A 26,901-nucleotide genomic window follows, 5' to 3' on the forward strand; every position below is an offset into this window, starting at 1 on the left:
CATGATAATTTAAGCGCTCAAGCGCATTAGCCACTTATTTTTAGACTCAAAAAATGCTAAAATAGCGCAAATTTTATGCCGTTTATTCTACTTATCTGTAAGGTGTCTCAATGACCAACATTACCCAAGACCGCATTCTTATTCTTGATTTTGGCTCACAGTACAGCCAACTCATTGCCCGCCGTGTCCGCGAAGCAGGCGTGTACTCTGAAATGCACGCTTTTGATATGTCTGATGAAGAGATTCGTGCATTTAATCCCAAAGGGATTATTTTGTCTGGCGGTCCTGAAAGCGTTCATGAAGCAGGCTCACCACGAGCACCAGAAGCGGTATTTGAGCTTGGCGTGCCTGTTTTGGGGATTTGCTATGGTTTTCAGACCATGTCTGAGCAGTTGGGTGGTAGGGTTGAAGCGGGTGATGTGCATGAATTTGGCTATGCCAAAATTGATATCGCACATCAAGATAAGCTGCTTAGCAAAATTAGCGACGAAAAAAATCAATCCGAAGTCTGGATGAGCCACGGGGATAAAGTAGCCAGCTTGCCAGAAGGCTTTACTGTGACATCATCCACCCCAAGCTGCCCTTATGCATCTGCTTCTGACGAAAGCCGTGGATTTTATGGCGTGCAGTTCCACCCAGAGGTCACACATACCCAAAAAGGTGTGGAGCTGATCTCAAACTTTGTCCACATCATTTGTAGCTGCGGCAATGCGTGGAATTCTGAAAATATCATCGAGATGCGCATCCAGCAGCTTCAAGAGCAAATTGGCGATCAAAAAGTCTTACTTGGCTTATCAGGCGGTGTGGACAGCTCTGTGGTTGCAGCACTGCTACATCGTGCGATCGGAGATCAGCTGACGTGCGTGTTCGTGGATAATGGGCTTTTGCGCTTAAACGAAGGCGATCAAGTGATGCAAATGTTCGCCGACAATATGGGTATTCGTGTGATTCGTGCTGACAGTGAGGCACGTTTTTTGAGTGCGCTTGCAGGCGTGACTGATCCTGAAGCTAAGCGTAAAGTTATTGGACGCGAGTTTATCGAAGTGTTCTCAGAAGAGGCGCGTAAGCTTGATGGCGTTAAGTTCTTGGCTCAAGGCACAATTTATCCTGATGTCATCGAGTCGGCAGCCAGCAAACAAGGCAAAGCCCATGTGATCAAATCACATCACAATGTGGGCGGTCTGCCTGATGATTTGGCGTTTGAGCTGGTCGAGCCTTTGCGTGATTTATTTAAGGATGAAGTCCGTAAATTGGGTGTTGCACTGGGCATTCCGCATCATATGATTTATCGCCATCCTTTCCCTGGTCCTGGCTTAGGCGTTCGTATCTTGGGTGAAGTTAAAAAAGAGTATGCCGATATCTTGCGTTTAGCGGATGATATTTTTATGCAGGAGCTTCGCCAATCAGGCTGGTATGATAAGACCGCACAAGCCTTTGCGGTGTTTCAGCCTGTCAAATCGGTGGGCGTCGTCGGCGATGGCAGACGCTATGCGTGGGTGATCGCTCTGCGTGCGGTCGAGACCGTGGACTTTATGACCGCTCGCTTTGCTCATTTGCCTTATGAGTTGGTGGATAGAATCTCAACGCGTATTATGAATGAGATCAAGGATGTCTCTCGTGTGGTTTATGATGTCTCAAGTAAGCCACCTGCGACGATTGAATGGGAATAATCAGCATATCTGATGAGACCTGATCGCTCAGCCGCCTTGGTTGGGCGATTTTTTTTTGATCTTTACTTTATGAGCTTTAACTTACTTTATGATCTTTAAATTGTCATAAAAACTAAGTCTTATTGTCATCATTGCTGACTACAATGCCATCAAAAGTACTATTTATGGAGTTATAATGAAACTGTATATCGCCAAAACACATATTTTCTTAGCGCTGATGGCGGGTTTGTCATCTATGGCATGGGCAAATCCTGCGGCAACTTTGACAGGGTTTGCCAAACTGGATGTCGAAACTTATGCCACAGGTCCAATCTCAGGTAGGGCAGCTAAGACAGCTAATGGCATCGTTGCACCCTTTAAGGCACAACCGGTTCAGGGGTTTTCTGGCGCCCTAAAAAACCATGATGGCAGCTATACTGTGTTGGCAGATAATGGTTATGGCGCCAAGGATAATTCGGCAGATTTTTTATTGCGGATTTATCATCTTGATGTCGATTTTCGCTCCAAAGAAGGGGGTAGTGGCGAGGTGAAAGTATTGGATTTTATTCAGCTTCGCGACCCTAACAAGCTCATCCCCTTTGAAATTGTCAATGAAAGCTCAGCTGACAGACTCTTAACAGGTGCAGACTTTGACCCTGAGTCTATTCAGCGAACCTCTGACGGCAGTTATTGGATCGGTGAAGAGTTTGGACCCTTTTTACTGCATTTTGATAAACAAGGCGTTTTGATTGATCCGCCGATCGCATTGCCACATCCGAATCAGAAAAATCAGCAGCTGCGCTCACCTCAAAACCCTTTAGACACTAAATACTCATCACCTGCTACCGTGCAGCGCAGTGGCGGCTTTGAAGGGATGGCGCTGTCGGCTGACGGCAAATTTTTATACCCCACGCTAGAAAAGCCATTAACTGATGCAAGCACCAAGCAGTTGCTGATCTCTGAATTTGATGTTCAGAAAAAAGCTTATACAGGCAACCATTACTGGTTTGTGCTGGATGAAAGAGCGACAGCGATTGGTGATTTTCAGATGATTGATAACCGATCAGGGATTGTGATTGAGCGAGATGATACCGAAAACGATTGGAATGGCTATAAAAAATTGATCCGCATTACACTTGGCCAGTCAGGTCAAGCAGTTGATCGCACCGATCTTGTTGATCTGATGAACATTGATAATCCTGATCATTTGTACGGTCCTGTTCGAGCAGGTGATATGGGTGTGGGTCAAAGATTTACTTTCCCATTTTTTACCATCGAAGATATTATCATTGAAGATGATCGCACTATTACAGTGCTTAATGATAATAATTTTCCAAGCTCGTCAGGGCGTAATGCAAATTTGGCGGATGACAATGAAATCATTCGTCTAAATTTACATCAGCCCCTGCGCTGATTAGATCGCTTGATAGCAACTCACCTAATAAATAAGCTCAATTTAGATATTGAGCTTATTTATTTGAAGGCAATCAAAAACAAGACAGACTTAGCAATACTTTAGTAACATTAAATATCAATTGTTAAAAATTTGTCAAAGAATATGTAAATCCTTGTAATTATCATGGGATTTGGCTATGATACGCCATTATTTTTGAGATTTTAGTGAAACTGCACTGAAATCAACATAAATCCACCAAAGGCTAAAAGCCTAAGGATCAGATGATGAAAAAGATTTTTGTAGCTGCTTTGGCGCTGTCTGCCTTGTCTGCTCAAGCGGCGACCGTCACTTATTATGGTGATAAATTTCATGGTCGCAAAACGGCAAATGGCGAGCGTTTTAACCAAAATGCGATGACCTGTGCCAGCAACAGCCATAAATTTGGTACGCATCTTAAAGTGACCAATACCGCCAATGGTAAATCAGTTGTTTGTCGAGTGAACGACCGCGGCGGCTTTAGTAAATATGGCGTGACCTTGGATTTGTCAAAAGGCGCATTTGCTAAAATTGCACCGCTTTCTCAAGGTCGTGCGCGCGTCACCATCGAAAAAGTCAGTGGCTCAACCGCCCAAGACACCCAAGGCATCGAAAGTAGCACACTGGCACAAGACAGCCTAAGTGCACAAAAAGTGGCTGAAGCGTTATCACAAGTTGAAAAAGTGTCAACCGAACACACCACTCGCATCACTTTGGCAAGCAATACTTCAGTGACCGAATAAGAAGTAAAGCTTATGATAAAAGCGACAGATATTGTGGTTGGCACAGGCAAAACTGCCGTTAAAGGTGCCTTGATTCTCACTGAATACACCGGCTATCTGATGGATGGTACGGTGTTTGATGCTTCTGCGCACCGTGGTCGTCCGTTTGAGTGCGTGATCGGCACAGGTCGCGTGATCAAAGGTTGGGATTTGGGCGTGCTAGGCTTTGATGACTCAGGCGTTAGTGTGGCGCCCATGCAAGTTGGCGGTAGGCGAGAATTAATCGTGCCTGCGCAGTTGGCGTATGGTGATCGTGCGATTGGTAAAATTCCGCCCAACTCACCGCTGCGTTGTGAGATTGAGCTATTAGAAGTGCGCACTCGTGACGACTGACAAGATCGATGCTCAAAAGCATAGCCCGACCGCCAAAAGCTTGCTATAATAAACTTAAGCAAGCTTTTTTGATGCGTTTCATTATTTGCTTAACAAAACACATCAACACAGCTTTAAAAAATTTTATAGGAGCAAGTCTTAGTGATTAAGATTGATCAATATTTTAGCCAAGCTCAGTGGCAAAAATTTACCCAAGCGGCAGAAGGTCAAGAGACGCCTTTATTGGTGGTTGATTTGAGTCGAATTAAGACCAAATATGAAGAGATGGTCGTGCTATTTCCTAAGGCAAAAATCCATTATGCCATGAAAGCAAGTCCGGCCACCGAAGTGGTCAAATATTTGGCTGATTTGGGCTCAAATTTTGACTGTGCATCGATTTATGAGTTGGATCGTGTGCTGGACTGTGGCGTGTCACCTGATCGCATTTCTTATGGTAATACCATCAAAAAAGCAGATCATGTGAAGTATGCCTACAATAAAGGCATTACTTTATATGCCACAGATTCTAAAGCAGATCTAATTAATATCGCTAATAACGCGCCTGGCTCTAAGGTATTTGTCCGTATTTTGGTGCATGGTGCTGACACCGCCGAATGGCCGCTCTCACGCAAATTCGGCTGTCATCCTGACATGGCGATCGATTTACTTGTCCAAGCAAAAAATCTAGGTCTTGTCCCTTATGGCATCTCATTTCATGTGGGCAGTCAGCAAAAAGATGTGGCAGCGTGGGATGATGCGCTTGCTAAGGTTAAATATATGTTTGACTGGATGAAATATGAAGAAGGGATTAAGCTTCAAATGATCAATTTGGGCGGCGGATTCCCAACCAATTACATCAGTGAAGTCAACCCAATTTCAGTCTATGCCGAAGAGATTCACCGCTATTTGTCCGAAGACTTCGATGAAGATGAGATGCCCGAAATTATCTTAGAGCCAGGGCGCTCTATGGTGGGCGACAGTGGCGTTTTGGTCTCAGAAGTTGTCTTGATCAGTCGTAAATCACGCACTGATTTGACCCGATGGGTGTACACAGATGTGGGCTTATTCCAAGGCTTGATCGAAACTTTGGGTGAGGCGATCAAATATCCAGTCTATACGCCAAAAATGGAAACCGCCACCGAAAAAGGTACGGTGATTTTGGCAGGTCCAACTTGCGACAGCACCGATATCATGTATGAAGATGCAGCTTATAAGCTGCCTCAAGACCTTGAGATCGGCGATAAACTCTACTGGCTGACGACAGGCGCCTATACCAATTCTTATTCATCGGTTGAGTTTAATGGTTTTCCGCCTTTAAAAGTCAAATACATTGAATAATGTTTCACATGAAACATTAAAATAATCATAAGGTTTGAAATGCAATTTTCAAAATTTGGCGAAAAATTTATTCAAGATAGCCCCATCCTACAGCTGATGGATGATTTGGGCAGTGCACTAAACAGTGATACGCCGATCAATATGCTTGGCGGCGGTAATCCTGCCAACATCCCAGAGGTATCGGCAGCGTATGAGGCAGCGCTCCAGCAGATCGCTGCCAGCGGCGCAGCGATAGAAAGTGTGAGTAATTATGCGTCGCCGCAAGGTGACGCCAAATTTATCAAAGTGCTTGTTGAATTTTTCAATCGTCGCTATGGTTGGGGGCTGACCTCTGATCACATCGTACTGACCAACGGCTCTCAAAACGCGTTCTTTTATCTGTTTAATTTATTTGCAGGACAGTTTTGTGATGGCAGCCATAAATCCATCTTACTGCCCTTAGCGCCTGAATATGTGGGCTATGCAGATGTACAAGTTGAGGGATCCCATTTTGTGTCATTGCCGCCAATCATAGAAAAAACCACGCATGAAGGTCATGAAGGATTCTTTAAATATAAAGTTGATTTTGATGCTCTTGAAAATTTAGAAGAATTAAATAATAATCAAATTGGCGCAATTTGCTGCTCACGCCCAACCAATCCTACAGGCAATGTGCTGACAGACAGTGAGATGGCGCATCTAAAACAGCTTGCCAAAAAGCATGGCATCCCGTTGATCATTGATAATGCCTATGGTGCACCGTTTCCAAATATCATCCACACCGGCGCAAGCCTTGAGTGGGATGATGAGACCATCTTATGCTTTAGCCTATCAAAGGTTGGTCTGCCGGGCGTGCGCACGGGCATTATCATTGCGCATCCAAAGATTGCTAAGGCTGTCAGCAACATGAACGCCATTGTGAATCTATCGCCGGTGCGCTTTGGGGCGGCGATTGCCACACCGTTATTTGAAAATGATGAGATTATTCGCCTGTCTGATGAGCTTATCTCCCCATTTTATAAAAAACAATCCGCATTTGCCATCCGCCGTCTCCAAGAAGAATTTGCAGATTATCCAGTTTATATCCATCAGCCTGAAGGTGCGATTTTTCTGTGGGTATGGTTTGAGGGTTTGCCGATTTCTACGACCAAGCTGTATCAGATTTTAAAGGAGCAAGGCACGCTGATTATCCCAAGCGAGCATTTTTTTGTGGGTATGCAGACGGCGGATTATCCACACGCCAAAGAGTGTATCCGCTTGTCGATCGCCCAAGACGACCACACGCTTGACCAAGGCATCAAAACGATTGGTGAAGTGGTTAGGCAGTTGTATCACAATTAAAAAATACCGCAGCTCATCGGCTGCGGTATTTTTTTTGGGTTATGATTGGGCGGCTGTTACCATGATCTCAACGAGCCAGTTTGGATTGACCAAGTTGGCTTGGATGGTTGCTCTTACTGGCGGAGTTGAGCCTGCCATCCATTCTTTCCAAGCGTTATTAAAGCCTTCAAAATCATCCAAATTTTTGATGAATACTTGAGCAGATAGCAGATGATTTTTATCAGTGCCTGCCAAAGCCAATGCCTTATCGATATTAGCAAAGACTTGGCGTGACTGCCCAACGATGTCAAGGCTATCATCGTCAGGTACTTGACCTGCCAAATAAACCACACCGCCATGAACCGCCACTTCGCTTAAGGTGTCATTGCTGTCAAATTTTTGGATTGTGCTCATAAGTTTTCCTTATTTAGACTGACTGATAACGCGCCAATGACAGCCCCTCAAGGCTGATGTCAGGCGTCTGATGGGTAATAATATCACTGATGAGGCTGCCAGAGCCGCAGGACATGGTCCAGCCCAGCGTGCCGTGACCTGTATTGAGATACAGATTCTCAAAATGCGTCTGACCGATGATGGGTGTGCCATCTGGCGTCATGGGTCTTAACCCTGTCCAAAAAGTTGCATTCGCCAAATCTCCGCCATCAAACAGGCTTTTGGTCACCATCTCAAGTGTATCGCGGCGCTGCTTGCGTAAGCTCAGATCAAAACCGCCAAGCTCCGCCATGCCGCCCACTCGGATGCGCCGATCAAATCGCGTGATGGCAATTTTATAGGTTTCATCGATGACGGTAGAAATGGGCGCGCGGCTTTCATCAGTGATGGGCACCGTTAGCGAATATCCCTTAACCGGATACACTGGTAAATCAAGCCCCAAGGATTTTGCCATCGCGCGTGAATAACTGCCCAATGCAAGTACATAGCTGTCCGCGGTAATCAGCTCGCCATCCGCAATGACGCCGGTGATTTTTTGGTGATCGTGAGTGATTTTGTCAATCGTGGTGTTAAAACGAAATTCTACGCCCATTTGTTTGCAGATTTCAGCCAAGGCTTTGGTGAATAAATTACAGTCGCCAGTTTCGTCGTGCGGCAGTCGCAGACCGCCGGTTAGCTGTGCTGACGCATGCGCCAAAGCAGGCTCAGCTTGGCTTAGGCTGTCTTTGTCTAATAGCTCATAGTCCACACCACATTCTTTGAGGACTTCGATGTCTTTACCGACTTGGTCAAGCTGTGCTTGGGTGCGAAACAGCTGAAGCGTGCCTTGGGTGCGGTGCTCATAACCGATGCCGGTGTCTTCACGAAGCTGCCCAAAGCAGTCGCGGCTATATTCAGCCACTCGCATCATGCGCGCTTTATTGATGGCGTAGCGCTCGCTGGTGCAGTTTTTGAGCATTTGGGTAAGCCATGCCATCTGAAAGCTTGACCCATCAGGACGAATCGCCAAGGGTGCGTGCTTTTGAAACAGCCATTTGACAGCTTTCATGGGGATTTGTGGAGCAGCCCAAGGCGTTGAGTAGCCTGGCGAGATCTGCCCAGCATTACCGAAGCTTGTCTCTTCAGCAACGGTATGCTGACGCTCGATGACAGTGACTTGGACGCCTTTTTTGGCAAGATAATACGCCGTCGTAGTGCCGATGACGCCGCCGCCTAAAACCAAAACTTTCATGCGATGTTCCTAAGTAGGCAAAATATGTATGCTTGCATATGATAACAGGCGGACGCAATCGCTGACAAGCCAAAAACACTGATTGATTAAAATATTCACTGAAGCAAAATTATGATATACTGATTTTATAACTTGACGGAGTACAGCCAATCAGCTGTTGAGATTGTTTTATTTTTATGATGAGATTCATAAGAATTATAAACAAATACCGTTGAACCTGTAAGGTTAATACCTGCGTAGGAATCAAGTTAATTAAAGATAAGCCACCGCTGGCATGGTCTTTAAATGGCTTGATTTGTAGCCAATTTAAGGACACATTATGAGCCAATCTGCCACGAATCTTGACCAAATCATCGCCCAACATGATGAAGACGCCAAAGATTTAACCCGTATCTTACCTGCATCACGCAAAGTGTATGTCCAAGGCTCACGAGCCGACATCCAAGTGCCCTTTCGTGAAATCAGCCTGACGGACACGCCCACAGGACTTGCCCAAGACGGACTTGAAAAAAACGAACCGATTTTGGTCTATGACACCTCGGGCGTCTATACCGACCCTGATGTCAAGATTGACCTAAACCAAGGCTTACCCAAACTACGCCAAGGCTGGATTAGTGAGCGTGATGACACCGAGCAATTAGACGGCTTGACCTCAGAGTTTGGGCGTGAAAGGCTCAAAGACATCCGCACCGAGACCATTCGCTTTGCACACATCACCAATCCACGCCGTGCCAAACTTGGCAAAAACGTTACCCAAATGCACTACGCACGCCAAGGCATCATCACCCCTGAAATGGAATACATCGCCATTCGTGAAAATCAGCGTCAGCGTGACGGCGTGGACATGCGTCAGCATCAAGGACAGAATTTTGGGGCGAATAATTTAACAGAGATTACCCCTGAATTTGTGCGTTCTGAGGTGGCGGCAGGACGTGCGATTATCCCTGCCAACATCAATCACCCTGAATGTGAGCCGATGATTATTGGGCGTAATTTTTTGGTCAAAATCAACGCCAACATCGGTAACTCCGCCCTAGGGTCTAGCATCGAAGAAGAAGTCGCTAAGATGACGTGGGCGACACGTTGGGGGGCGGATACCATTATGGATTTATCGACCGGCAAAAATATCCATGAAACGCGTGAGTGGATTATCCGTAATTCATCTGTGCCGATTGGCACCGTACCGATTTATCAAGCCCTTGAAAAAGTAGGCGGCGTGGCAGAAGATTTGACCTGGGAGATTTTTAAAGACACGCTCATTGAGCAAGCTGAGCAGGGCGTGGATTATTTTACCATTCACGCTGGCGTCTTGCTTCGTTATGTACCGCTGACCGCGGGTCGCTTGACAGGCATCGTCAGCCGTGGTGGTTCTATCATGGCACAGTGGTGTTTGGCACATCATCAAGAAAACTTTTTGTACACGCATTTTGATGAGATTTGTGAAATCATGAAGGCGTATGATGTGTCATTTAGCTTAGGCGACGGACTGCGACCTGGCTGTATCCAAGATGCCAATGATGAAGCACAGTTTAGCGAGCTACGCACACTTGGTGAGCTGACCCAAAGAGCGTGGGAGCATGATGTGCAGGTGATGATTGAAGGACCTGGACACGTGCCGATGCACATGATTAAAGAAAACATGGATTTGCAGCTAGAAGTCTGTCAAGAAGCACCGTTTTATACACTTGGTCCGCTCACCACCGACATCGCCCCTGGTTATGACCACATCACCAGTGCGATTGGGGCGGCGATGATTGGCTGGTATGGCACGGCGATGCTTTGCTATGTTACGCCAAAAGAGCATTTGGGTCTGCCTAATAAAAAAGACGTCAAAGACGGCATCATCACCTACAAAATCGCCGCCCACGCTGCTGACCTTGCCAAAGGGCACCCTGCCGCTCAGGTGCGTGATAATGCCCTGTCTAAGGCACGCTTTGAGTTTCGCTGGGAAGACCAGTTTAATTTGGCACTTGACCCAGACACCGCTCGCTCCATGCACGATGAGACCATGCCAAAAGAGGCTCATAAGTCGGCACACTTTTGCTCGATGTGTGGCCCGAAGTTTTGTTCCATGAAAATCACCCAAAATGTGCGTGATTATGCCAAGGGGCTAGACATAGAACAAGGCTTGGCGGAAATGAAAGCGAAATATAAAGAAGAAGGCAGCAAGCTGTATCACGAGGTGTGATCCTGCTGCATGTTTTGGCGTATTGTCAAGATGGCTTGTCGGATGGGTGTTCGGCAAGCCATTATAATTCTGCTATAATGAATGACTTTATTCATAAAATTGGTCACTTATGTCGTTCTTTTCATATTTTGAAAAACGTTTAGAATCTTTTCCTAATATCAGCTTACCTACCCATACCCATTCGCTGGCTTCTTTTATTTATGCCTGTACTTATGGCTATCGCGGTTGGCTTTTATTATTTACCGTGCTGACGGCGATTTCTGGGATTTATTGGGCGTATGTCTACGCGTGGGTTGGGCAAATTGTTGATTGGCTCAATTTGTATTCTCCCAGTGAATTTTGGGCACAAAAAAAGTCAGATTTATTGATCATGCTGGCAATCAGCGCGTTCATTCCTTTGGTGCTTTTGTTTGAGACGACTGTTCAGCATCAGGTCCTACAAGGCGTGGTTCCCATGCGTCTGCGCTGGATTTTTCATCAGCATATGCTGGGTCAGTCGATGCAGTTTTATCAAGATGAATTCTCTGGTCGTGTGTCAGCCAAAGTGATGCAAACAGCGCTGGCGGTGCGTGATGTGGTGATGACGCTGATTGGCGTGTTTGTCTTTATCATTACATTTTTGATGGGTGCTGGCGCAGTTTTGACAGGCATTCATCCACTGCTGATGGTGCCGTTTGTGTTTTGGGTGTTGGCGGTGGCTGGTTTGTTGGTGTTTTTATTACCAAGGCTGCAGCGCACCAGTCAAGCTCAGGCGGACGCGCGCGCTTTGATGACAGGACGGATCACTGATGCTTATGCCAATATCGGCACGGTGAAGCTATTTAGCCATTCACGCCGAGAGTCTGGCTATGCTAAGGAAGCCATGCAGCATTTTTTGGGCAAGGTGCATAACCAAATGCGTCTCATCTCATTGCTTGAGATTTTGGTTTCTATGATCGCGGTTTTGACGGTCTCAGGATCGGTTGCGATGAGCGTGTATTTGTGGATGTCTGGCGTGGTGGGTGCAGGCGCGGTGGCAGTTGCAGGGGCGCTTGCGATTCGCTTGCAGGGCTTGACGCACTGGGTGCTTTGGGAGACGGCAAGTTTGTTTGAGCATCTGGGGACTGTCCAAGATGGCATGAAGACTTTGACCACGCCGCATCATGTGGTGGATGATCCCAATGCCAAAGAGTTTCACGTGAAACACGGTCAGATTGACTTTAGTCAGGTGGTCTTTAATTATGGCAAAAAAAATCAAACCCATCCTTTATTAGACGATTTTACCTTATCCATCAAAGCAGGCGAAAAAGTCGGATTGGTGGGTCGCTCAGGTGCAGGCAAGTCCACACTGGTCAATTTGCTTTTGCGATTTTATGATGTTGATGGCGGCAAAATTTGCATCGATCATCAAGATATCAAAGCCATCACCCAAGAATCTTTGCGCCAAAATATCGGCATGGTCACCCAAGATACATCCCTACTACATCGCACGGTGCGTGAAAACATCGCCTATGGTCGCCCAGATGCCACCGATGATGAGATCATCGCTGCCGCCAAAGCAGCGCATGCGTGGGACTTTATCCAGACCCTAAAAGACAAGCAGGGTAATACAGGACTTGATACCCAGGTCGGCGAGCGCGGTGTCAAGCTGTCAGGTGGTCAGCGCCAGCGTATTGCCATCGCCCGCGTCATGCTCAAAAATGCGCCGATTTTATTGCTTGATGAAGCAACCAGTGCGCTAGACAGTGAAGTTGAACACGCCATCACCCAAAGTCTTGATGATATGATGGCAGGCAAAACCGTCATCGCCATCGCTCATCGGTTATCAACCATCGCTTCGATGGATAGACTGGTGGTGATGGACGAAGGGCGTATTGTTGAGATGGGTAGTCATGATGAACTGATCGCCAAAGACGGCGTGTATGCCTCGCTTTGGGCGCGCCAAAGCGGCGGATTTTTGGCTGAATGATCTGATCCGATCATCTAAGCTGATTAAGATAACTTTAAACACACAGTTACAATACCGCCGTTTTGCTTAAAATTTGCTTAAGATTTTTGTGGTTTAATGGCATCAAATCTCGCTTTTACCTTATTTGGGGTGTTTATGAAAATTCAACATATCGCTGTGGCAGCAGTGGCTGCAATTACTTTGAGTGCTTGCACTGCGCACGCCAACAACCAAACTCAAGCTACCAAAGCCCCCGCTGTGATGCCTGCTGCCCAAAATAGCACCATCGCACAGGCTAAGACCTTGCGTGATGACACAAAAGTGGTTGTACAAGGTAAATTGACACGCTATGTCGGCGACGAAAAATTTGAGCTTCAAGACGGTACAGGCAGTATCATCGTTGAGATTGATGATGATTATTATCAAAATAATCCACAGTCTTTGGTGGGTAAAACTGTGATCATTCACGGTGAGATTGATCGTGATGACCGCCGCATTGAGATTGATGCCAAGCGCCTTCAAGTGCGTTAATTGGGTGAATTTGGTTTAATAATATCTTGAAATTAAAATCCCATGCTGCATGGCATGGGATTTTTAGATTAAATGGCTTTCTTAAGCCTTAAGCGGTTTTGGTGGGATGGATGATCCGCTCACGACCGCGCTCAATCGCTGCCAAAACTTGATTGGGCGCGGTACCACCGATGTGGTCGCGCGCGCTCAACGACCCTTCAAGCGTCAAACAGTCAAAGACATCGTCGCCGATGAGTGGGCTAAAGCTTTTTAACTCATCTAGCGAAAGCTCGCTCAGATCCACGCCTTTTGAGACGCCAAGCCCAACTGCTTTACCGACCACTTCGTGCGCATCACGAAACGGCAAGCCTTTTTTGACCAAATAATCTGCCAAGTCCGTTGCTGTGGCGTAGCCTTTCATGGTCGCTGCACGCATATTATCGGCATTTGGGGTGATGTTTGGTAGCATATCGGCAAAGGCAAGCAAGCTACCACTTAGGGTGTCCACGCAGTCAAACAGTGGCTCTTTGTCTTCTTGATTGTCTTTATTGTAGGCAAGCGGCTGATTTTTCATGAGCGTCAGCAAAGTGGTGAGCTGTCCAAACACGCGCGCTGCCTTACCGCGTACCAATTCTGGGACATCGGGATTTTTCTTTTGTGGCATGATCGATGAGCCTGTGCAGAAGCGATCAGGAATATGCACAAAGCCAAACTGAGCGCTCATCCACAAGATCAGCTCTTCGCTCATGCGCGATAAGTGCATCATCAAGATAGACGCATTGGCAGTAAACTCAATGGCAAAATCACGATCAGACACCGCATCCAGTGAGTTTTGGCAAATGTCCTCAAAGCCAAGCAGACGCGCGGTGATGGTGCGATCAATCGGATAGGTAGTGCCTGCCAGTGCAGCAGATCCGAGTGGCATTTGATTAATGCGGCGGCGCGTATCCACGAAACGCTCGCTATCACGCACCAGCATCTCAAACCATGCCATCACGTGATGCCCAAAGCTGACAGGCTGAGCCGTCTGAAGATGGGTAAATCCAGGCATGATGGTGTGAGTGTGGTTGGCTGCCAAATCAAGTAGCCCAGTTTGTAGCTTGGCAAGTAGCCCCAAGATATTATCTGTTTCATCACGCAGCCACAGGCGGATATCTGTAGCGACTTGATCATTACGGCTGCGACCAGTGTGCAGCTTTTTGCCGACATCACCGATGAGCGCCGTCAAGCGACTTTCGATATTCATATGAACATCTTCAAGCACCACCGACCACTCAAACTCGCCTTTGTCGATCTCGGCTTGAATTTGAGTCAGACCTTGAATGATTTGATCAGATTCGTCTTGGGTGATGATGCCACACGCACCCAACATGGTGGCGTGGGCGATTGAGCCTTGGATGTCTTGGCGCGCCATGCGCTTATCAAAATTGACCGACGCGGTAAATTCCGCCACAAAACTGTCCGTCGCCTCTGAAAAACGACCACCCCACATACTTGAAGTTTGTTCGCTCATGGTGATTCCTTGTATGACTTTCAAATGATAAAAACGTGCCCAAAGTATACCATAATTTTGGGCAGCGCGTGATGGTGCTTTTGTCTCAATTTTATAAATTGATTAATAAAAATATCTAATTAATAATAATCAGCATAAAGATCATCAATAAATCCATGGTAGATGTTGGTATTTGCTCGCCAAATTTCTTATAATAGGTTAAATTTATCAAAGATTTGGATCAAATATGACCACGCGCACCCTAACCATCGCCACACGCCAAAGTCCATTGGCGCTGTGGCAGGCAAATTTTATCAAAGCGAAACTTGAGCAATTATACCCATCGCTGTCAGTTGAGCTGCTTGAGATGGTCACCAAAGGCGATAAGATTTTGGACACGCCGCTTGCTAAAATTGGTGGTAAGGGGCTGTTTGTTAAGGAGCTTGAGCAGGCTTTGTATGATAAGCGCGCTGACATTGCGGTGCATTCGCTCAAAGATGTGCCGATGGTATTGCCCGAAGGGCTGATGCTTGGGGCGTATTGTGAGCGTCATGCGCCGACAGATGCGTTTGTGTCTAATCGTTTTGAGCGTTTGGATGATTTGCCCATAGGGGCAGTTCTTGGCACATCCAGTTTACGCCGCGAGTGTCAGCTGCGTCAGGCGAGACCTGATTTGGACATCAAAAGTCTGCGCGGCAATGTTGGCACTCGGCTAGGCAAATTGGATGCAGGAGAATATGACGCCATCATCTTGGCGACCAGTGGTCTTGAGCGCTTGGGTTTACATGAGCGAATTCGTCATGAGCTTGATGATGATCTGTCGCTGCCTGCGGTGGGTCAAGGGGCGCTTGCCATTGAATGCCGCCAAGATGATGAAGAAATAAAGTCGCTGCTATCCCCGCTAAACCATCCTAAGACGCGCCTGTGCGTGCTGGCTGAGCGTGCCATGAACCGCGCGCTTGAAGGCGGCTGTCAGGTGCCGATCGCAGGGTTTGCCGTGATTGAAGAGGGTGTACTGACCCTGCGCGGACGCGTCGGCTCGGTGGATGGCAAGACTTTATTAAAAGCGAAGCAATCACTCAGATTGACTGGTGAAACTCAGATGGATGAACCAGCTGCCGAACAGCTTGGAGTGGACATCGCGCACGAGCTACTAACCCAAGGCGCGGATAATATCTTAAAACAAGTTTATCAAAACGCACATTAATCCATGATGCCAACGTTACTCATCAATACCCGACCTAAGCACCGCGGACAAGCCATTCGCCAAATGACGGATATGACGGTCATTGATCTGCCGCTATTAGACATCGAAACGCTGCCCATGACACAAGCTGAAGTGTCGATGATGCACGCATGGCTTGATCATCACTACGATGCGCTTGTGGTGACCAGTGTTGAGTCGGCGCGGCGTGCGCTTGAGTATTTGGATGATCTACATGGTGGGCGTGATTGGCAACAAACACTGCCTGATGCGCCCATCGTTGCTGTCGGCTCGGCGACTGCCAAAGTGCTGACTGATCGTGGAATATCTGTCATTTTACCAAAGATTGCCAATAATGAAGGCATGCTGGCTATGGCTGAGATCCAAGCGCTGACATCGGGCAGTAGGCTTTTGATTTGGCGGGGTGTTGGTGGGCGCAAGCTATTAAACGACACATTAACAGCGCGGGGCGTTAAGATTGATGTTATTCGTTGGTATGAGCGATTCATCCCCGCAGATTTGGTGGAGAATTTTCAACAAAATTTAACAATCATTAACGAAACAGCCGATATCTTTGTCATTATCAGCAGTGAGATGGCGTATCAAGCATGGCGGGGGCTTTCGCATCATCGGCGGTACCGCTATCTGGCACTCGGCGAGCGACTTAAGAATATCATCCATGCTCATGAGCCTGACGCGATGGTTGATGAGCTTGTGACGCTTGAGCCTGATGAGATTCGCCAGGTTATTCACCAACATTCTTTAGCCTAACCCAAACCAAGCCATACCGATCTTACTGGTATGATAATCAATGTAATCACTCAAAGATACTACCATGAAAAAACACGGTCAAAAATCAGATCACCGCAACTTAAAATCTCATTCTAAAGAAAAACTAAATAAAATATCTCGTCAAGCTAAGCCAGCCAAACCCAAAAATCCTTATTTTTACGGCATCCACGCTGTCAGCATGCTGCTCAAACGCCGCCCTGAAGAGGTGCTAAGCTTATTTATTCAGAGGCGTGATGATGGTCAAATGAGCGAAGAACACCGACGTATCGCAGCGTCTGCTGAGCAATTTGGGATCAGTATCCAAAGCGCTCAGCGCGAGCGCCTGACCGAGCTTTGTGACAGTCCGCAGCATCAAGGCGTTGTCGCTTTGGCACGCCCTACGCCGATGGCAGATGAGGCGGTGCTAGATGAGCTTATGGACAAAGATGAGGCGCTGTTTTTGGTGCTTGATCAGATCACTGATGCCCATAATTTGGGTGCCTGCTTGCGTAGCGCTTGTGCGATGGGCGTAGATGCAGTGATCATCCCACGCCATCAGTCTGCACCGATGACACCAACGGTTGCGAAGGTTTCGGTGGGGGCTTCGGAGGTCATCAGTGTCATCAGTGTGACCAATTTAGCTCGCACCCTTGAGAAACTCAAAAAAGCAGGCGTGTTCGTATTTGGGACGGCGCTTGATGATACCGCTAAGCCAGCGTTTGAGTGCGACTTTGGGGGCAAGGTTGCCATCATCATGGGCTCAGAGGGCGAAGGTATGCGCAGATTGACGCAGACTTTGTGCGATACTTTGGTCTATATTCCTATGGCGCCGATCGCTGATCGTCCCCAAAGTCTGAATGTGAGCGTGGCGACAGGGATGATGCTGTATGAAGTGATGCGCCAAAGACAAGGATTTGGGCAGATGCCGCTTGTTTGATGAGCATAATCATCACCCAAATAAACTCAGTCAAATGATCATACATTTGACTGATTTTATTGATGCTGTTTAAGCTTGTTTGGCGATTTTATTGAGTTTTTCGCGAGCTGTTTCATCAATCTTATCAATGTTGCTTTCGCACTTATTGGGATCATTACCACAAAATTGGCAATATTTATCACCCATCAAGGTCGCCACACCGCCACAAGAGCCTTTAAGCGGCTTTTTTTTGATGAGATACCCAACACCCATAAATAAGAAAAATAAAATAAAAATCCCAAAAGTCACAAAAAAGATGGGGATGAATTGATTTAAAATATCGCTCATGGCTTCTCCGTGCAATGAAGTAGCAAATTAATCAAATAAGTCATAGTATAACACTTTATTCAAAGTCGAATGTAATGATTTTGGGGCTTTTGTGTTGCCGGTTCAATAAAAATAGCCCATCTATGATGGGCTATTTTGGTGAAGCAATCAGCGATTATTTGTCTTTGACTTCGGTGAACTCAGCATCAACCACACCGTCATCGGCAGGATTGGCTTGTTCTGGCTGTGGCTCGGCACCTTGGGCACCTGCATCAGCGTAGATCTTTTGGCTGATTGGCAAGAATGCGTTATCTAGCGCTTCAAGTTTTGCCTTGATGTCATCGGCATCATCTTCTTTGGTGGCAGCTTCAAGCGCGCTGATAGCAGCTTCTACAGAAGCGGTATCTTCAGCCGTCACTTTGTCGCCAGCTTCTTTTAAGGCTTTTTGAACAGCATGGATACGACCATCTGCTTCGTTGCGAGCGTTTGCAAGATTTGCAAATTTCTCATCTTCAGCGGCATTTGCTTCAGCGGTGCGAATCATCTCTTCGATTTCAGCTTCTGACAGACCTGAGTCTGCTTTGATCTGAATCGATTGTGATTTGCCAGTGCCTTTGTCTTTGGCGCTGATATTCATGATGCCGTCAGCGTTGATGTCAAAGGTGACTTCAATCTGTGGCACACCGCGTGGTGCCGGTGGAATGTCTGTCAAATCAAAGTTGCCCAAAAGTTTGTTTTGGTTGGCGATTTTACGCTCACCTTGATAAACTTGGATAGATACCGCTGGCTGATTGTCCGCTGCTGTTGAGAACACTTGTGATTTTTTGGTTGGAATCATGGTGTTCTTCTCAATGATCGGTGTCATCACGCCGCCCATGGTTTCGATACCCAAAGTCAGCGGAGTTACGTCAAGCAGTAGAACGTCTTTTTTGTCGCCAGACAATACCGCACCTTGGATGGCGGCACCCATCGCAACGGCTTCGTCAGGGTTAACGTCTTTACGCGGCTCTTTGCCAAAGAACTCTTGAACCTTTTGTTGGACCAATGGCATACGCGTCTGACCACCGACCAAAATCACATCATCGATGTCGCTTGCTGATAAGCCAGCATCTTCCAAAGCAGTTTTGCAAGGAATGATCGTGCGAGCAACCATCTCTTCAGTCAGGCTTTCAAGCTTAGCGCGGCTGATGGTAACAACCAAGTGTTTTGGACCTGTGGCATCAGCGGTGATGTAAGGCAAGTTCACTTCGGTAGACTGGCTGCTTGATAGCTCAATTTTGGCTTTTTCGGCAGCTTCTTTTAGGCGCTGCATCGCCAAGGCATCACCTTTTAGGTTAACGTCTTGATCTTTTTTGAACTCTTCAACCAAATAATCGATCAATGCCAAGTCAAAGTCTTCGCCGCCCAAGTGAGTGTCACCATTGGTCGCCAAAACTTCAAATTGCTGCTCGCCATCAACGTCAGCGATCTCAATGATAGACACGTCAAAAGTACCGCCGCCCAAGTCATAAACAGCAACTGTCTTATCGCCGCCTTTTTTGTCCATACCGTATGCCAGTGCAGCTGCGGTTGGCTCGTTGATGATACGCTTAACATCTAGACCTGCGATTTTACCAGCATCTTTGGTGGCTTGGCGCTGCGCATCGTTAAAGTAAGCAGGCACAGTGACAACCGCTTCGGTCACAGTTTCGCCAAGATAGTCTTCGGCGGTTTTTTTCATTTTACGCAACACTTCGGCGCTGATTTGTGGTGGCGCTTGTTTTTTGCCGTTAACTTCTACCCACGCGTCGCCGTTGTCAGCTTTGACGATTTTAAAAGGTACTAGCGAGATGTCTTTTTGGACTTCTTTGTCTTCAAAACGACGACCGATCAAACGCTTAATCGCAAACAGCGTATTTTTTGGGTTGGTGACCGCTTGACGCTTAGCAGCTTGACCCACCAAAGTTTCACCGTCTTTAAATGCCACAATCGACGGCGTGGTACGCGCGCCTTCTGCGTTTTCGATGACTTTGACTTTATCGCCTTCAAGTACTGCCACACATGAGTTGGTTGTACCTAGGTCAATACCAATAACTTTAGCCATAATTTACTCCAGATTTAAAATTATTTTAATGTTGAAAATTGTTGGTGCTTAGCTCAGCTTTAAAGTTTAATTTAAAATCTCACCAAGCTTGAGTGTTATATTTGTTTTATTTTTGGCTTTTCAAGGGGATAATCGAACTTTTTTCAAAAAATTTATTTTGTTTTAAGCCATTGAAATTATTCAATAAATCCCCAAGCTCCGAGCTACGCTCCGACCAGTACCATCGCAGGTCTTAAAGTGCGCTCGTTTAGAGTGTAGCCTTTTTGTAGGACTTGACCGATGATGTCTTTTTCGGCATCTGGGAAAATGCCTACTGCTTCATGAATCTCAGGATTGAAGGCATCGCCGATGTTACCCACTACAGTCACGCCATTTTTTTCTAGCACGGTCAGTAGAGATTTTTGGGTCAGCTGTAGCCCTTCAAGTGTGGCGTCATCAGCACCCGCTTTGTGGCTGGCATCGATGGCGCGCTCAAGATTATCGACCACATCCAAAAGCTCTTTGGCAAACTTTTGTAGCGCAAATTTCTTGGCTTTATCGGTTTCTTGCTCCATGCGGCGCTGGGCGTTGTAGCTTTCGGCATTTGCGCGGGCAGCCGCTTCCTTGGCTTCTTTGACTTCACTTTCTAGCGCTTGGATTTGACTTTGAAGTGCCTCAACTTGATCGGCTGTCGTCGCCTCAGACGCGACCTCTTCTGTGACGGTTTGTTCGGTAGTTTGCTCGGTCATAATTACCCCAAAAAATTAACATAAATTCCCCATCTTCATAATGGTTAAGGAGAAAATTTTCAAGGGATGGGCACAAAAATATTCAATGATCAGACTAAGTTAGGGTATCTCAATGCCTTGTTTTTCGGTCAAAAAGCGCCAATAGCGCTTGGGCAGCTGCTGTACATGATGGCGGATATTCTTACGCTCCTCGATGCTGATATGTTTAAAATACACCTGCCAAAGCTTTTGGTATTTGGATTCAATATCACTATGAAAAACTTTGGGGGCGTGAATCATCTTTTGGTCGATATCGACAATCATCTCCAAAGACGGCTTGGCTTCTGCGCCGTTATAGTAGATGCCATAGTGGCGATGCACATCAAAAATCAGCCAATTTTGCTTGGCAAATCTGCGCCGAAAAAACTGCGCAATCAGCGGCAGGACATCAAAATCTGGAATGATCTTGGCAAAATACAAGTCGTCATCGCCATGCTCAAAGCGCACAAAAGCGCACATGCGATGACGCTCTCGGCGAACTTTTTGAACCAAGTTTGAGACCAGTAGCGTATCCGGATCGCCCAGATTTGACAACATGGCTTGTTTTGGACGCTTGATTTTTTGTTGAATTAAGCGGTATAAGCTGCTGTACACTTGGTCGTTTTCGGATAAAAAAGCTGACAGAATCTCATTGAGCTCTTTTTTGCTGCACAGCGCTTGTAGCTTGGTCATCACTCGGGCGGCTTTGGCAGGATCGGTCGGGCAGTCGATGACGGTCTGTAAAAAACTCGGCACATATCGGTGCTGATTGACAATATCAGCGCCCAAAAGCTTGAGCGCATAACCCTCAAACACAGCGCTCAAAAAGCCCTCAAAGCTGCCATCAAAACTCAGCACAGTATCCATTGAGCTATCTATCATACCAAGCACCAATCTTAGCCAAACAAGTCAGGCTGATTGCTTGGCTTGAATTTACTGGTGGTTTGGTCAAGCACGATTTGGCGAAAATTCGCACTGTCTAATTGATTCAAATAAGGATTTGGGCTAGTGGTCGCCACAAAATAACGCGCGCGGTTCACCATGGCGCCAAGCTTTTTGAGGTGATCAAGGGTGATTTGGGTATGCCTGCGTGTTTTCATGATTTTTTTGGCGACCTTAACGCCAATGCCCGGCACTCGCAAAATCATCTCATAAGGCGCGGTCTGAATAAAGACTGGAAAATGCTCGCGATGACGAATTGCCCAAGCCAGTTTTGGGTCGCATTCTAAATCCAAAAACGGATCATCCTTGGTGACGATCTCCTCAGGTGCAAACCCATAAAAGCGCATCAGCCAATCGGCTTGATGCAGTCGATGCTCGCGCACAAACGGCACTGGCGTTGAGATGTCGGGCAGGCGGCTGTCAGACAGCATCGGCACATAGCCTGAGTAGTACACGCGCTTTAGGTCGTATTTTTGATAAAAATGGCTCGATAAGCGCACGATTTGGTGATCATTTTCGCCGGCGGCACCGATGATCAGCTGCGTGGATTGACCTGCAGGGGTATAACTGGGCGCGTGTTTGTGGTGTTTTTTACTGTCTTTAAATTCAATGATCTGCTCTTGGACGGTCTGCATCGGCGCTTTGATGGTTTCGTGGTCTTTTTCGGGCGCTAATAAGGCAAGCCCTGATTTGGTTGGGATTTCCATATTGACCGACAAACGATCGGCATAAAGACCTGCTTCTTTCATAAGCTCGGGGGAGGCGCCGGGAATGGTTTTTAGGTGAATGTAGCCAAAAAATTTATGCTCCTCGCGTAAAGTTTTGGCAACTTTGATCAGCCTTTCCATCGTGTGATCGGCAGATTTAAAAATCCCAGAGCTTAAAAACAGCCCCTCGATATAATTACGCCGATAAAATTGCATGGTCAGCTCAACGACTTCTTCGACCGTAAAAGCCGCACGCGGCGTGTCATTACTGCGTCTGGAGGTGCAATACGCGCAGTCATAGATACAATGATTGGTGAATAAAATTTTTAGTAAAGATACACATCTGCCATCTTCGGTGTAGCTGTGGCAAATGCCAGAAGCTGATGAGTTGCCAAGCCCGCCTTGGTTTTTTCGTTTGCCACCGCTTGATGAGCAAGAAACATCGTACTTGGCGGCATCTGCCAAAATGGCTAATTTGTCTTGAATGCGCTCAAAATTCATCAATTTTCTCTTGGAAATCTGTCTTTTTAAACCGTTTAATCTTAATTGATAATTTAGGGATTTTAAGACCAAAAACAAGATTTTTGAGCCCAGTTTTACAAAAAGCCTATCGACTGTTAAATGGCTTAAATATCTTTGATGGCGTGATATTGGAGCGCCCATTGGCTTTGGTTAATCTCTTAAAACAATCCGTTTTTAAATAATTGGGGTGATGATAGTTTTTGTATTCAAAAGGTAATAAGGTATCAGTGAAATAGGTAATAAAATCATGATAATTGCTAAGGGTATAAATGATAGTGTTAAAGTATTTTCTATACCCGCTGGTGTTTTGAGTAGTATACTTTTGATAAAAACATGAAGAGCGAAAATATATATGGTTATTTGTCTAGAAAAACTTAAAATTTTACGAATAAGCCACTATATTCTCTTGTGTGAACGGTGGCATCGCAACGCTCTATATGGCTTGTTTACCATGATATTGGCTGGCTGGATTCGTACAAATATGGGTTAAAAGTTGATATATTATGAAAAAACAGAGAAAAACATTGGCTAAACTATCAACTTAAATAAGAATCTATCATGAGCAAGAAAAGAGCAGAATACAGTGATACATTCAACCGAAACTAACACTAAAGTTAAAGAAAATGCGGCTGACGTAGATTAGCACATATGATATACTGCAAATATGAAGCTAACTCATTGTAAATTAAGTAAAAAATTACAGTTAAAACTGCTTGAATTTTTTGTCACAAAAGTTACTGCTAGAACGTCGGCGGATTTGCTTGGTATTCAGTGCAATAAAGCCATATTATTTTACCACAAAATCAGACTTGTGATAAAAGGCAATCTCAATCTTGAAGCTAGCCAATTATTTGACGGAGAGATTGAGCTTGATGAAAGTTACTTTGGCGGTATTCGTAAAGATCAGCATGGGCGTGGCGCTAGTGGCAAGCAGTATTTGGGCTTTTAACGCGAAATGGCAAAGTTTATACCGTTGTTGTTAAAGTCACCAAAACCAATATGCTAATGCCTATTATTACAAGAAAAATCAAGCCTGATAGTATTGTTTAAACAGACTGCTACAAAAGCTATCATGATCTTGATGTGAGTGATTTTAAGCATTTTAGAATTAACCATTCAAGAGAGTTTGCAAAAGACCACGATCGCATCAACGGCGTCGAAAACTTTTGGAATCAAGCCAAACGAGTGCTTAGAAAGTACAATGGCATTGACAAGAAATATTTTCATCTTTTTATCAAAGAATGTGAATTTCGTTTTAACTATGGCACACCATCTCAAAAGCTTAAAACATTGAGAAAATGGTGTGGGATTTAAATATTATCTACGTCAGTCCCTAATATATTTACTATAAGAAGCTAATATGATACTCTAGATTAAACTTTATATGGTTATAATTGAATTCGATTTATATATTTATTAAATAAAACTGTTTTAATTACTCATTGAATATACATTGGATAACGGTTATGATGTTAGATGTTATACCTTTAATGGCTGAGTATGAATGGAAAGATTTGCAGTTTATAGAGGTGATTGACTGTTCCGAGGATTTACATATTATTTCCAATGATGAAAAGATCAGATCTTATCCTTTTTATTTTCATCAAAAAGTACCTAACTCCATAGACTTCTGTGCTGCACGTTCTTCCGTAATAAAAAAACTACATCAAGCAGCTAAATTGCTTCCAGAAAACCTAGGAATTATAGTATTGGATGCTTGGAGACCAAAAGCAGTACAGCTAGAGCTTCAACGACAAGTTGGTAATATTATTGATCTTAAATATCCGCAACTTAGTTTGAGTGAGCGTAATGAACTTTTGTTAAAATTTGTGGCTCCTGCAAATCAGGATTTTATAAGTCCTCATTCAACCGGAGGCTCTATAGATGTCACTTTATTTGATATAGAAACAGGTAGTTGGATTAATATGGGCTCTGGTTTCGATGAACCAAGCGAACGATCCTATACTGGTTTTTATGAAAAATTACCTGACCATCCTGCTTGCTATTATCGTCGACTACTTTTTTGGGCAATGATTAACTCTGGATTTAGTAACCTACCCTCTGAATGGTGGCACTTTGATTATGGTAACCAGTTATGGGCCTGTTACAATAAGCAGAAAAGCGCCTTCTACGCTAGCGTAAGCGAAGTTAAGATTTAAATATTTAAAAACCTTATATAAGATAGTTTGGTTATGTTTAAGGAGGAACAGTATGCAAACTTTAATTGAGCCGAATGACCACTTGGCATTATGGACATTCGTTATGGTCGCTGCTACATCAGCAATTTTCATCGAGCAGCGTTTTAAATGGGCTAGTAAAGTGCCAGGAGCGGTCATAGCGCTATTAATTGCGATAGCCGCGTCGAACCTTAAGATTATACCTACTGATGCTCCTACTTATGATATCGTTTGGGGTTATATAGTTCCACTAGCCATCCCTCTTCTCTTATTCAATACTAACTTGCAATCGTTAGTAAAGGAAAGTTGGAAGCTCTTATTGCTTTTTCTAATATCTTCAGTAGCGACAATGATTGGCGCTGTATTAGGGTTTCTTATATTGCATAATTATATACCTGAGTTAGATAAGATTAGTGGCATTATCTCAGCTTCTTATAGTGGAGGTGGTGTCAACTATGCAGCTATGTCTGCTAAACTGTCACCAACAGAAAGTATTAATGCTGCAACGATTGTTGCAGATAACATGATGATGGCTACCTATTTCTTGGTGTTAATTGCTATAGCAAACATGCCATTCGTAAGACGTGTTTGGGGTTCTCCTCATACTTCTGCTGTAGAAAGTGATTTTATTACATCAAACTCTCAAACCCTATCTGAAGCTTATTGGAAGCCAAGCTTAATTTCTTTAAAAGACATAGCAATTAACTTGGCTGCATCCATGGTTATAGTTTTGATTTCTTTTAAACTTTCTGCTTTTTTGAAGGCTTTATTAGGAGATAGTAATAATATTTTTGTGGATTTAATCATAAACTTAATTACAGATAAATACTTATTACTTACCACAATTACATTTATTATTGTATCTTTCTTTAAAAGTTCATTTGAAAAACTAAATGGTAGTCAGGAATTGGGGACTTATTGTATTTACCTATTTTTTGTAGTAATTGGTATCCCTGCATCAATAGGTTTAATTATAACCAATGCCCCTTTATTATTTATATTCGTACTTATAGTCGCTTTAGTCAATCTGATACTAACTATGGGTATTGGTAAAATCTTTAGATTTAATATTGAAGAAGTGGTTTTGGCTTGCAATGCTAATATTGGAGGTCCTACCACAGCTGCCGCTTTAGCGATAAGCCAAGGATGGACTAAGCTAGTTGGACCTATCATGGTAATAGGAACTGTAGGCTATGTTATTGGCAACTACCTAGGAACCATAGTTTATTTCATAGTAACTCAATTGGGCTGATATATAAACTCTCTAAATAAAAAAGCTTGTCAAAAATTTGTGACAAGCTTTTTTTTTGGTTTTTAGCTATACTGAAAATATCGTAGATAAAAACTGGGTATACTAAAGAATGTAAATAGGGATTTGCTATTACTAAGAAAGTTAAGATTTAACTTGTAAGCATCCGACCAACCCTTATTGCGGTGGCACCCAGCGATGAGGCAACAACTCATCCAGATCCTCTTGAGTAGGCAGGCGTCTTGGCAAGTCTGTCAAATAAGCAGATAAATCCAAGCCATTTAAGCGAGCTGACTGAATGATTGACATAATATTCGTAGCCCGCTGCCCACTTCGCAGCGAACCGGCAAACAACCAGTTTTTACGCCCAAGTGCCCACGGACGCATCTGATTCTCCGCCCAATTATTATCAATCGGCAGCCTGCCATCATCTAGATACTAAGTCAGTGCCTGCCAACGTTTCAGGCAATAATCAATCGCCTTAGTAATACTGGCATTTTTAGTGGTTAACTGCCTTTTTTCTTGTAACCATTGGTGCAGCTTATCGGCAATTGGTTTGGCTTTTTCCTGCCTGATTTGCCGAACTATTTGGGGATCTCTTGGTATTGGGGGTGTATTTTTTTCGGCATTGTTAATTTAAAATA

21 protein-coding genes, 3 pseudogenes and 1 riboswitch are annotated in these 26,901 nt (G+C 45.0%); of the genes and pseudogenes, 15 read left to right on the forward strand and 9 right to left on the reverse strand.

Annotation, left to right across the window (positions count from 1 at the left end):
- Window positions 1-110 precede the first annotated feature (110 nt).
- From guaA to B0180_RS06085, 6 genes and pseudogenes are all read left to right on the forward strand, one after another.
- Window positions 111-1,670, forward strand: coding sequence for a glutamine-hydrolyzing GMP synthase (guaA, locus tag B0180_RS06060; protein ID WP_078256119.1), 1,560 nt, complete (start codon window positions 111-113; stop codon window positions 1,668-1,670).
- A 259-nt stretch (window positions 1,671-1,929) separates the two neighbouring features.
- Window positions 1,930-3,063 (forward strand): annotated as a pseudogene (locus B0180_RS06065) (esterase-like activity of phytase family protein); the annotation flags it as partial.
- 266 nt (window positions 3,064-3,329) lie between these two features.
- Window positions 3,330-3,824: a septal ring lytic transglycosylase RlpA family protein gene (locus tag B0180_RS06070; protein WP_078256121.1), complete on the forward strand. Its 495-nt coding sequence runs from the start codon at window positions 3,330-3,332 to the stop codon at window positions 3,822-3,824.
- A 12-nt stretch (window positions 3,825-3,836) separates the two neighbouring features.
- The gene (locus B0180_RS06075) at window positions 3,837-4,196 is read left to right on the forward strand and encodes an FKBP-type peptidyl-prolyl cis-trans isomerase (protein WP_078256122.1); all 360 of its coding nucleotides are present in this window, start codon (window positions 3,837-3,839) and stop codon (window positions 4,194-4,196) included.
- 141 nt (window positions 4,197-4,337) lie between these two features.
- Window positions 4,338-5,513, forward strand: a complete 1,176-nt coding sequence (locus B0180_RS06080; protein ID WP_078256123.1) for a type III PLP-dependent enzyme — start codon at window positions 4,338-4,340, stop codon at window positions 5,511-5,513.
- Window positions 5,514-5,552: 39 nt separating this feature from the next.
- On the forward strand, window positions 5,553-6,833 hold the full coding sequence (locus B0180_RS06085; RefSeq protein ID WP_078256124.1) for a valine--pyruvate transaminase: 1,281 nt from the start codon (window positions 5,553-5,555) through the stop codon (window positions 6,831-6,833).
- A gap of 39 nt (window positions 6,834-6,872) precedes the next feature.
- Here the strand turns inward: B0180_RS06085 and B0180_RS06090 are convergent, their stop codons facing one another.
- Window positions 6,873-7,226: a RidA family protein gene (locus B0180_RS06090; protein ID WP_078256125.1), complete on the reverse strand. Its 354-nt coding sequence runs from the start codon at window positions 7,224-7,226 to the stop codon at window positions 6,873-6,875.
- A 13-nt stretch (window positions 7,227-7,239) separates the two neighbouring features.
- Complete coding sequence (locus B0180_RS06095; RefSeq protein ID WP_078256126.1) at window positions 7,240-8,496, reverse strand: D-amino acid dehydrogenase; 1,257 nt, start codon at window positions 8,494-8,496, stop codon at window positions 7,240-7,242.
- Between the two features lie 126 nt (window positions 8,497-8,622).
- Window positions 8,623-8,756: riboswitch (TPP riboswitch) on the forward strand.
- A gap of 59 nt (window positions 8,757-8,815) precedes the next feature.
- On the opposite strand from B0180_RS06095, the gene thiC reads away from it, so the two are divergent.
- The 3 genes from thiC (at window position 8,816) to B0180_RS06110 (ending at window position 13,142) form a co-directional block, all read left to right on the forward strand.
- A complete protein-coding gene (gene thiC / locus B0180_RS06100) occupies window positions 8,816-10,684 on the forward strand; it encodes a phosphomethylpyrimidine synthase ThiC (protein ID WP_078256127.1) in 1,869 nt (622 codons plus the stop codon).
- Window positions 10,685-10,793: 109 nt separating this feature from the next.
- Complete coding sequence (locus tag B0180_RS06105) at window positions 10,794-12,632, forward strand: ABC transporter ATP-binding protein (protein ID WP_078256128.1); 1,839 nt, start codon at window positions 10,794-10,796, stop codon at window positions 12,630-12,632.
- A 135-nt stretch (window positions 12,633-12,767) separates the two neighbouring features.
- A complete protein-coding gene (locus B0180_RS06110) occupies window positions 12,768-13,142 on the forward strand; it encodes a NirD/YgiW/YdeI family stress tolerance protein (protein WP_049237993.1) in 375 nt (124 codons plus the stop codon).
- 88 nt (window positions 13,143-13,230) lie between these two features.
- On the opposite strand, the gene argH is transcribed toward B0180_RS06110, so the two are convergent.
- Window positions 13,231-14,634, reverse strand: coding sequence for an argininosuccinate lyase (gene argH / locus B0180_RS06115; protein WP_078256130.1), 1,404 nt, complete (start codon window positions 14,632-14,634; stop codon window positions 13,231-13,233).
- A 226-nt stretch (window positions 14,635-14,860) separates the two neighbouring features.
- Between argH and hemC the strand changes: the two genes are divergently transcribed.
- The 3 genes from hemC (at window position 14,861) to rlmB (ending at window position 17,525) form a co-directional block, all read left to right on the forward strand.
- Complete coding sequence (hemC, locus tag B0180_RS06120) at window positions 14,861-15,820, forward strand: hydroxymethylbilane synthase (protein ID WP_078256131.1); 960 nt, start codon at window positions 14,861-14,863, stop codon at window positions 15,818-15,820.
- 3 nt (window positions 15,821-15,823) lie between these two features.
- Window positions 15,824-16,588 (forward strand): uroporphyrinogen-III synthase, encoded by a 765-nt coding sequence (locus B0180_RS06125; RefSeq protein WP_078256132.1) that lies wholly within the window; start codon window positions 15,824-15,826, stop codon window positions 16,586-16,588.
- A 64-nt stretch (window positions 16,589-16,652) separates the two neighbouring features.
- Window positions 16,653-17,525: a 23S rRNA (guanosine(2251)-2'-O)-methyltransferase RlmB gene (gene rlmB / locus B0180_RS06130; RefSeq protein WP_078256133.1), complete on the forward strand. Its 873-nt coding sequence runs from the start codon at window positions 16,653-16,655 to the stop codon at window positions 17,523-17,525.
- Between the two features lie 69 nt (window positions 17,526-17,594).
- On the opposite strand, the gene nqrM is transcribed toward rlmB, so the two are convergent.
- The 5 genes from nqrM to B0180_RS06155 form a co-directional block, all read right to left on the reverse strand.
- Window positions 17,595-17,852, reverse strand: coding sequence for a (Na+)-NQR maturation NqrM (nqrM, locus tag B0180_RS06135; protein ID WP_049238003.1), 258 nt, complete (start codon window positions 17,850-17,852; stop codon window positions 17,595-17,597).
- 154 nt (window positions 17,853-18,006) lie between these two features.
- Window positions 18,007-19,914 (reverse strand): molecular chaperone DnaK, encoded by a 1,908-nt coding sequence (dnaK, locus tag B0180_RS06140; protein WP_078256134.1) that lies wholly within the window; start codon window positions 19,912-19,914, stop codon window positions 18,007-18,009.
- A gap of 203 nt (window positions 19,915-20,117) precedes the next feature.
- Entirely contained in the window at window positions 20,118-20,642 is a 525-nt protein-coding gene (gene grpE, locus B0180_RS06145) for a nucleotide exchange factor GrpE (RefSeq protein WP_078256135.1), read from the reverse strand.
- 99 nt (window positions 20,643-20,741) lie between these two features.
- Window positions 20,742-21,542 (reverse strand): TIGR03915 family putative DNA repair protein, encoded by an 801-nt coding sequence (locus B0180_RS06150; RefSeq protein WP_078256136.1) that lies wholly within the window; start codon window positions 21,540-21,542, stop codon window positions 20,742-20,744.
- Window positions 21,543-21,556: 14 nt separating this feature from the next.
- Complete coding sequence (locus B0180_RS06155; RefSeq protein ID WP_078256137.1) at window positions 21,557-22,810, reverse strand: putative DNA modification/repair radical SAM protein; 1,254 nt, start codon at window positions 22,808-22,810, stop codon at window positions 21,557-21,559.
- A 685-nt stretch (window positions 22,811-23,495) separates the two neighbouring features.
- Here B0180_RS06155 and B0180_RS06160 point away from each other — a divergent pair.
- The 3 genes and pseudogenes from B0180_RS06160 to B0180_RS06170 all read left to right on the forward strand — a co-directional run bounded on the left by B0180_RS06160 (window position 23,496) and on the right by B0180_RS06170 (window position 26,260).
- Window positions 23,496-24,145: pseudogene (locus tag B0180_RS06160) on the forward strand (IS1595 family transposase).
- Window positions 24,146-24,297: 152 nt separating this feature from the next.
- Window positions 24,298-24,990, forward strand: coding sequence for a M15 family metallopeptidase (locus B0180_RS06165; protein ID WP_078256138.1), 693 nt, complete (start codon window positions 24,298-24,300; stop codon window positions 24,988-24,990).
- Between the two features lie 52 nt (window positions 24,991-25,042).
- Complete coding sequence (locus tag B0180_RS06170; protein WP_078256139.1) at window positions 25,043-26,260, forward strand: DUF819 family protein; 1,218 nt, start codon at window positions 25,043-25,045, stop codon at window positions 26,258-26,260.
- A gap of 174 nt (window positions 26,261-26,434) precedes the next feature.
- On the opposite strand, the pseudogene B0180_RS06175 reads toward B0180_RS06170, so the two are convergent.
- Window positions 26,435-26,854 (reverse strand): annotated as a pseudogene (locus tag B0180_RS06175) (IS66 family transposase); the annotation flags it as partial.
- Window positions 26,855-26,901: the final 47 nt, after the last annotated feature.

Source organism: Moraxella canis, assembly GCF_002014965.1.
GTDB lineage: Bacteria > Pseudomonadota > Gammaproteobacteria > Pseudomonadales > Moraxellaceae > Moraxella > Moraxella canis.

Excerpts from the sequence above, each read along its gene's own strand:
- guaA (WP_078256119.1), top strand. The coding sequence starts at position 111 with ATGACCAACATTACCCAAGACCGCATTCTTATTCTTGATTTTGGCTCA.
- dnaK (WP_078256134.1), bottom strand. The coding sequence starts at position 19,914 with ATGGCTAAAGTTATTGGTATTGACCTAGGTACAACCAACTCATGTGTG.
- hemC (WP_078256131.1), top strand. The coding sequence starts at position 14,861 with ATGACCACGCGCACCCTAACCATCGCCACACGCCAAAGTCCATTGGCG.
- grpE (WP_078256135.1), bottom strand. The coding sequence starts at position 20,642 with ATGACCGAGCAAACTACCGAACAAACCGTCACAGAAGAGGTCGCGTCT.
- B0180_RS06070 (WP_078256121.1), top strand. The coding sequence starts at position 3,330 with ATGAAAAAGATTTTTGTAGCTGCTTTGGCGCTGTCTGCCTTGTCTGCT.
- B0180_RS06095 (WP_078256126.1), bottom strand. The coding sequence starts at position 8,496 with ATGAAAGTTTTGGTTTTAGGCGGCGGCGTCATCGGCACTACGACGGCG.
- B0180_RS06075 (WP_078256122.1), top strand. The coding sequence starts at position 3,837 with ATGATAAAAGCGACAGATATTGTGGTTGGCACAGGCAAAACTGCCGTT.
- B0180_RS06125 (WP_078256132.1), top strand. The coding sequence starts at position 15,824 with ATGATGCCAACGTTACTCATCAATACCCGACCTAAGCACCGCGGACAA.
- B0180_RS06150 (WP_078256136.1), bottom strand. The coding sequence starts at position 21,542 with ATGATAGATAGCTCAATGGATACTGTGCTGAGTTTTGATGGCAGCTTT.
- B0180_RS06110 (WP_049237993.1), top strand. The coding sequence starts at position 12,768 with ATGAAAATTCAACATATCGCTGTGGCAGCAGTGGCTGCAATTACTTTG.
- B0180_RS06085 (WP_078256124.1), top strand. The coding sequence starts at position 5,553 with ATGCAATTTTCAAAATTTGGCGAAAAATTTATTCAAGATAGCCCCATC.
- argH (WP_078256130.1), bottom strand. The coding sequence starts at position 14,634 with ATGAGCGAACAAACTTCAAGTATGTGGGGTGGTCGTTTTTCAGAGGCG.
- thiC (WP_078256127.1), top strand. The coding sequence starts at position 8,816 with ATGAGCCAATCTGCCACGAATCTTGACCAAATCATCGCCCAACATGAT.
- rlmB (WP_078256133.1), top strand. The coding sequence starts at position 16,653 with ATGAAAAAACACGGTCAAAAATCAGATCACCGCAACTTAAAATCTCAT.
- B0180_RS06105 (WP_078256128.1), top strand. The coding sequence starts at position 10,794 with ATGTCGTTCTTTTCATATTTTGAAAAACGTTTAGAATCTTTTCCTAAT.
- B0180_RS06165 (WP_078256138.1), top strand. The coding sequence starts at position 24,298 with ATGATGTTAGATGTTATACCTTTAATGGCTGAGTATGAATGGAAAGAT.
- B0180_RS06155 (WP_078256137.1), bottom strand. The coding sequence starts at position 22,810 with ATGAATTTTGAGCGCATTCAAGACAAATTAGCCATTTTGGCAGATGCC.
- nqrM (WP_049238003.1), bottom strand. The coding sequence starts at position 17,852 with ATGAGCGATATTTTAAATCAATTCATCCCCATCTTTTTTGTGACTTTT.
- B0180_RS06090 (WP_078256125.1), bottom strand. The coding sequence starts at position 7,226 with ATGAGCACAATCCAAAAATTTGACAGCAATGACACCTTAAGCGAAGTG.
- B0180_RS06170 (WP_078256139.1), top strand. The coding sequence starts at position 25,043 with ATGCAAACTTTAATTGAGCCGAATGACCACTTGGCATTATGGACATTC.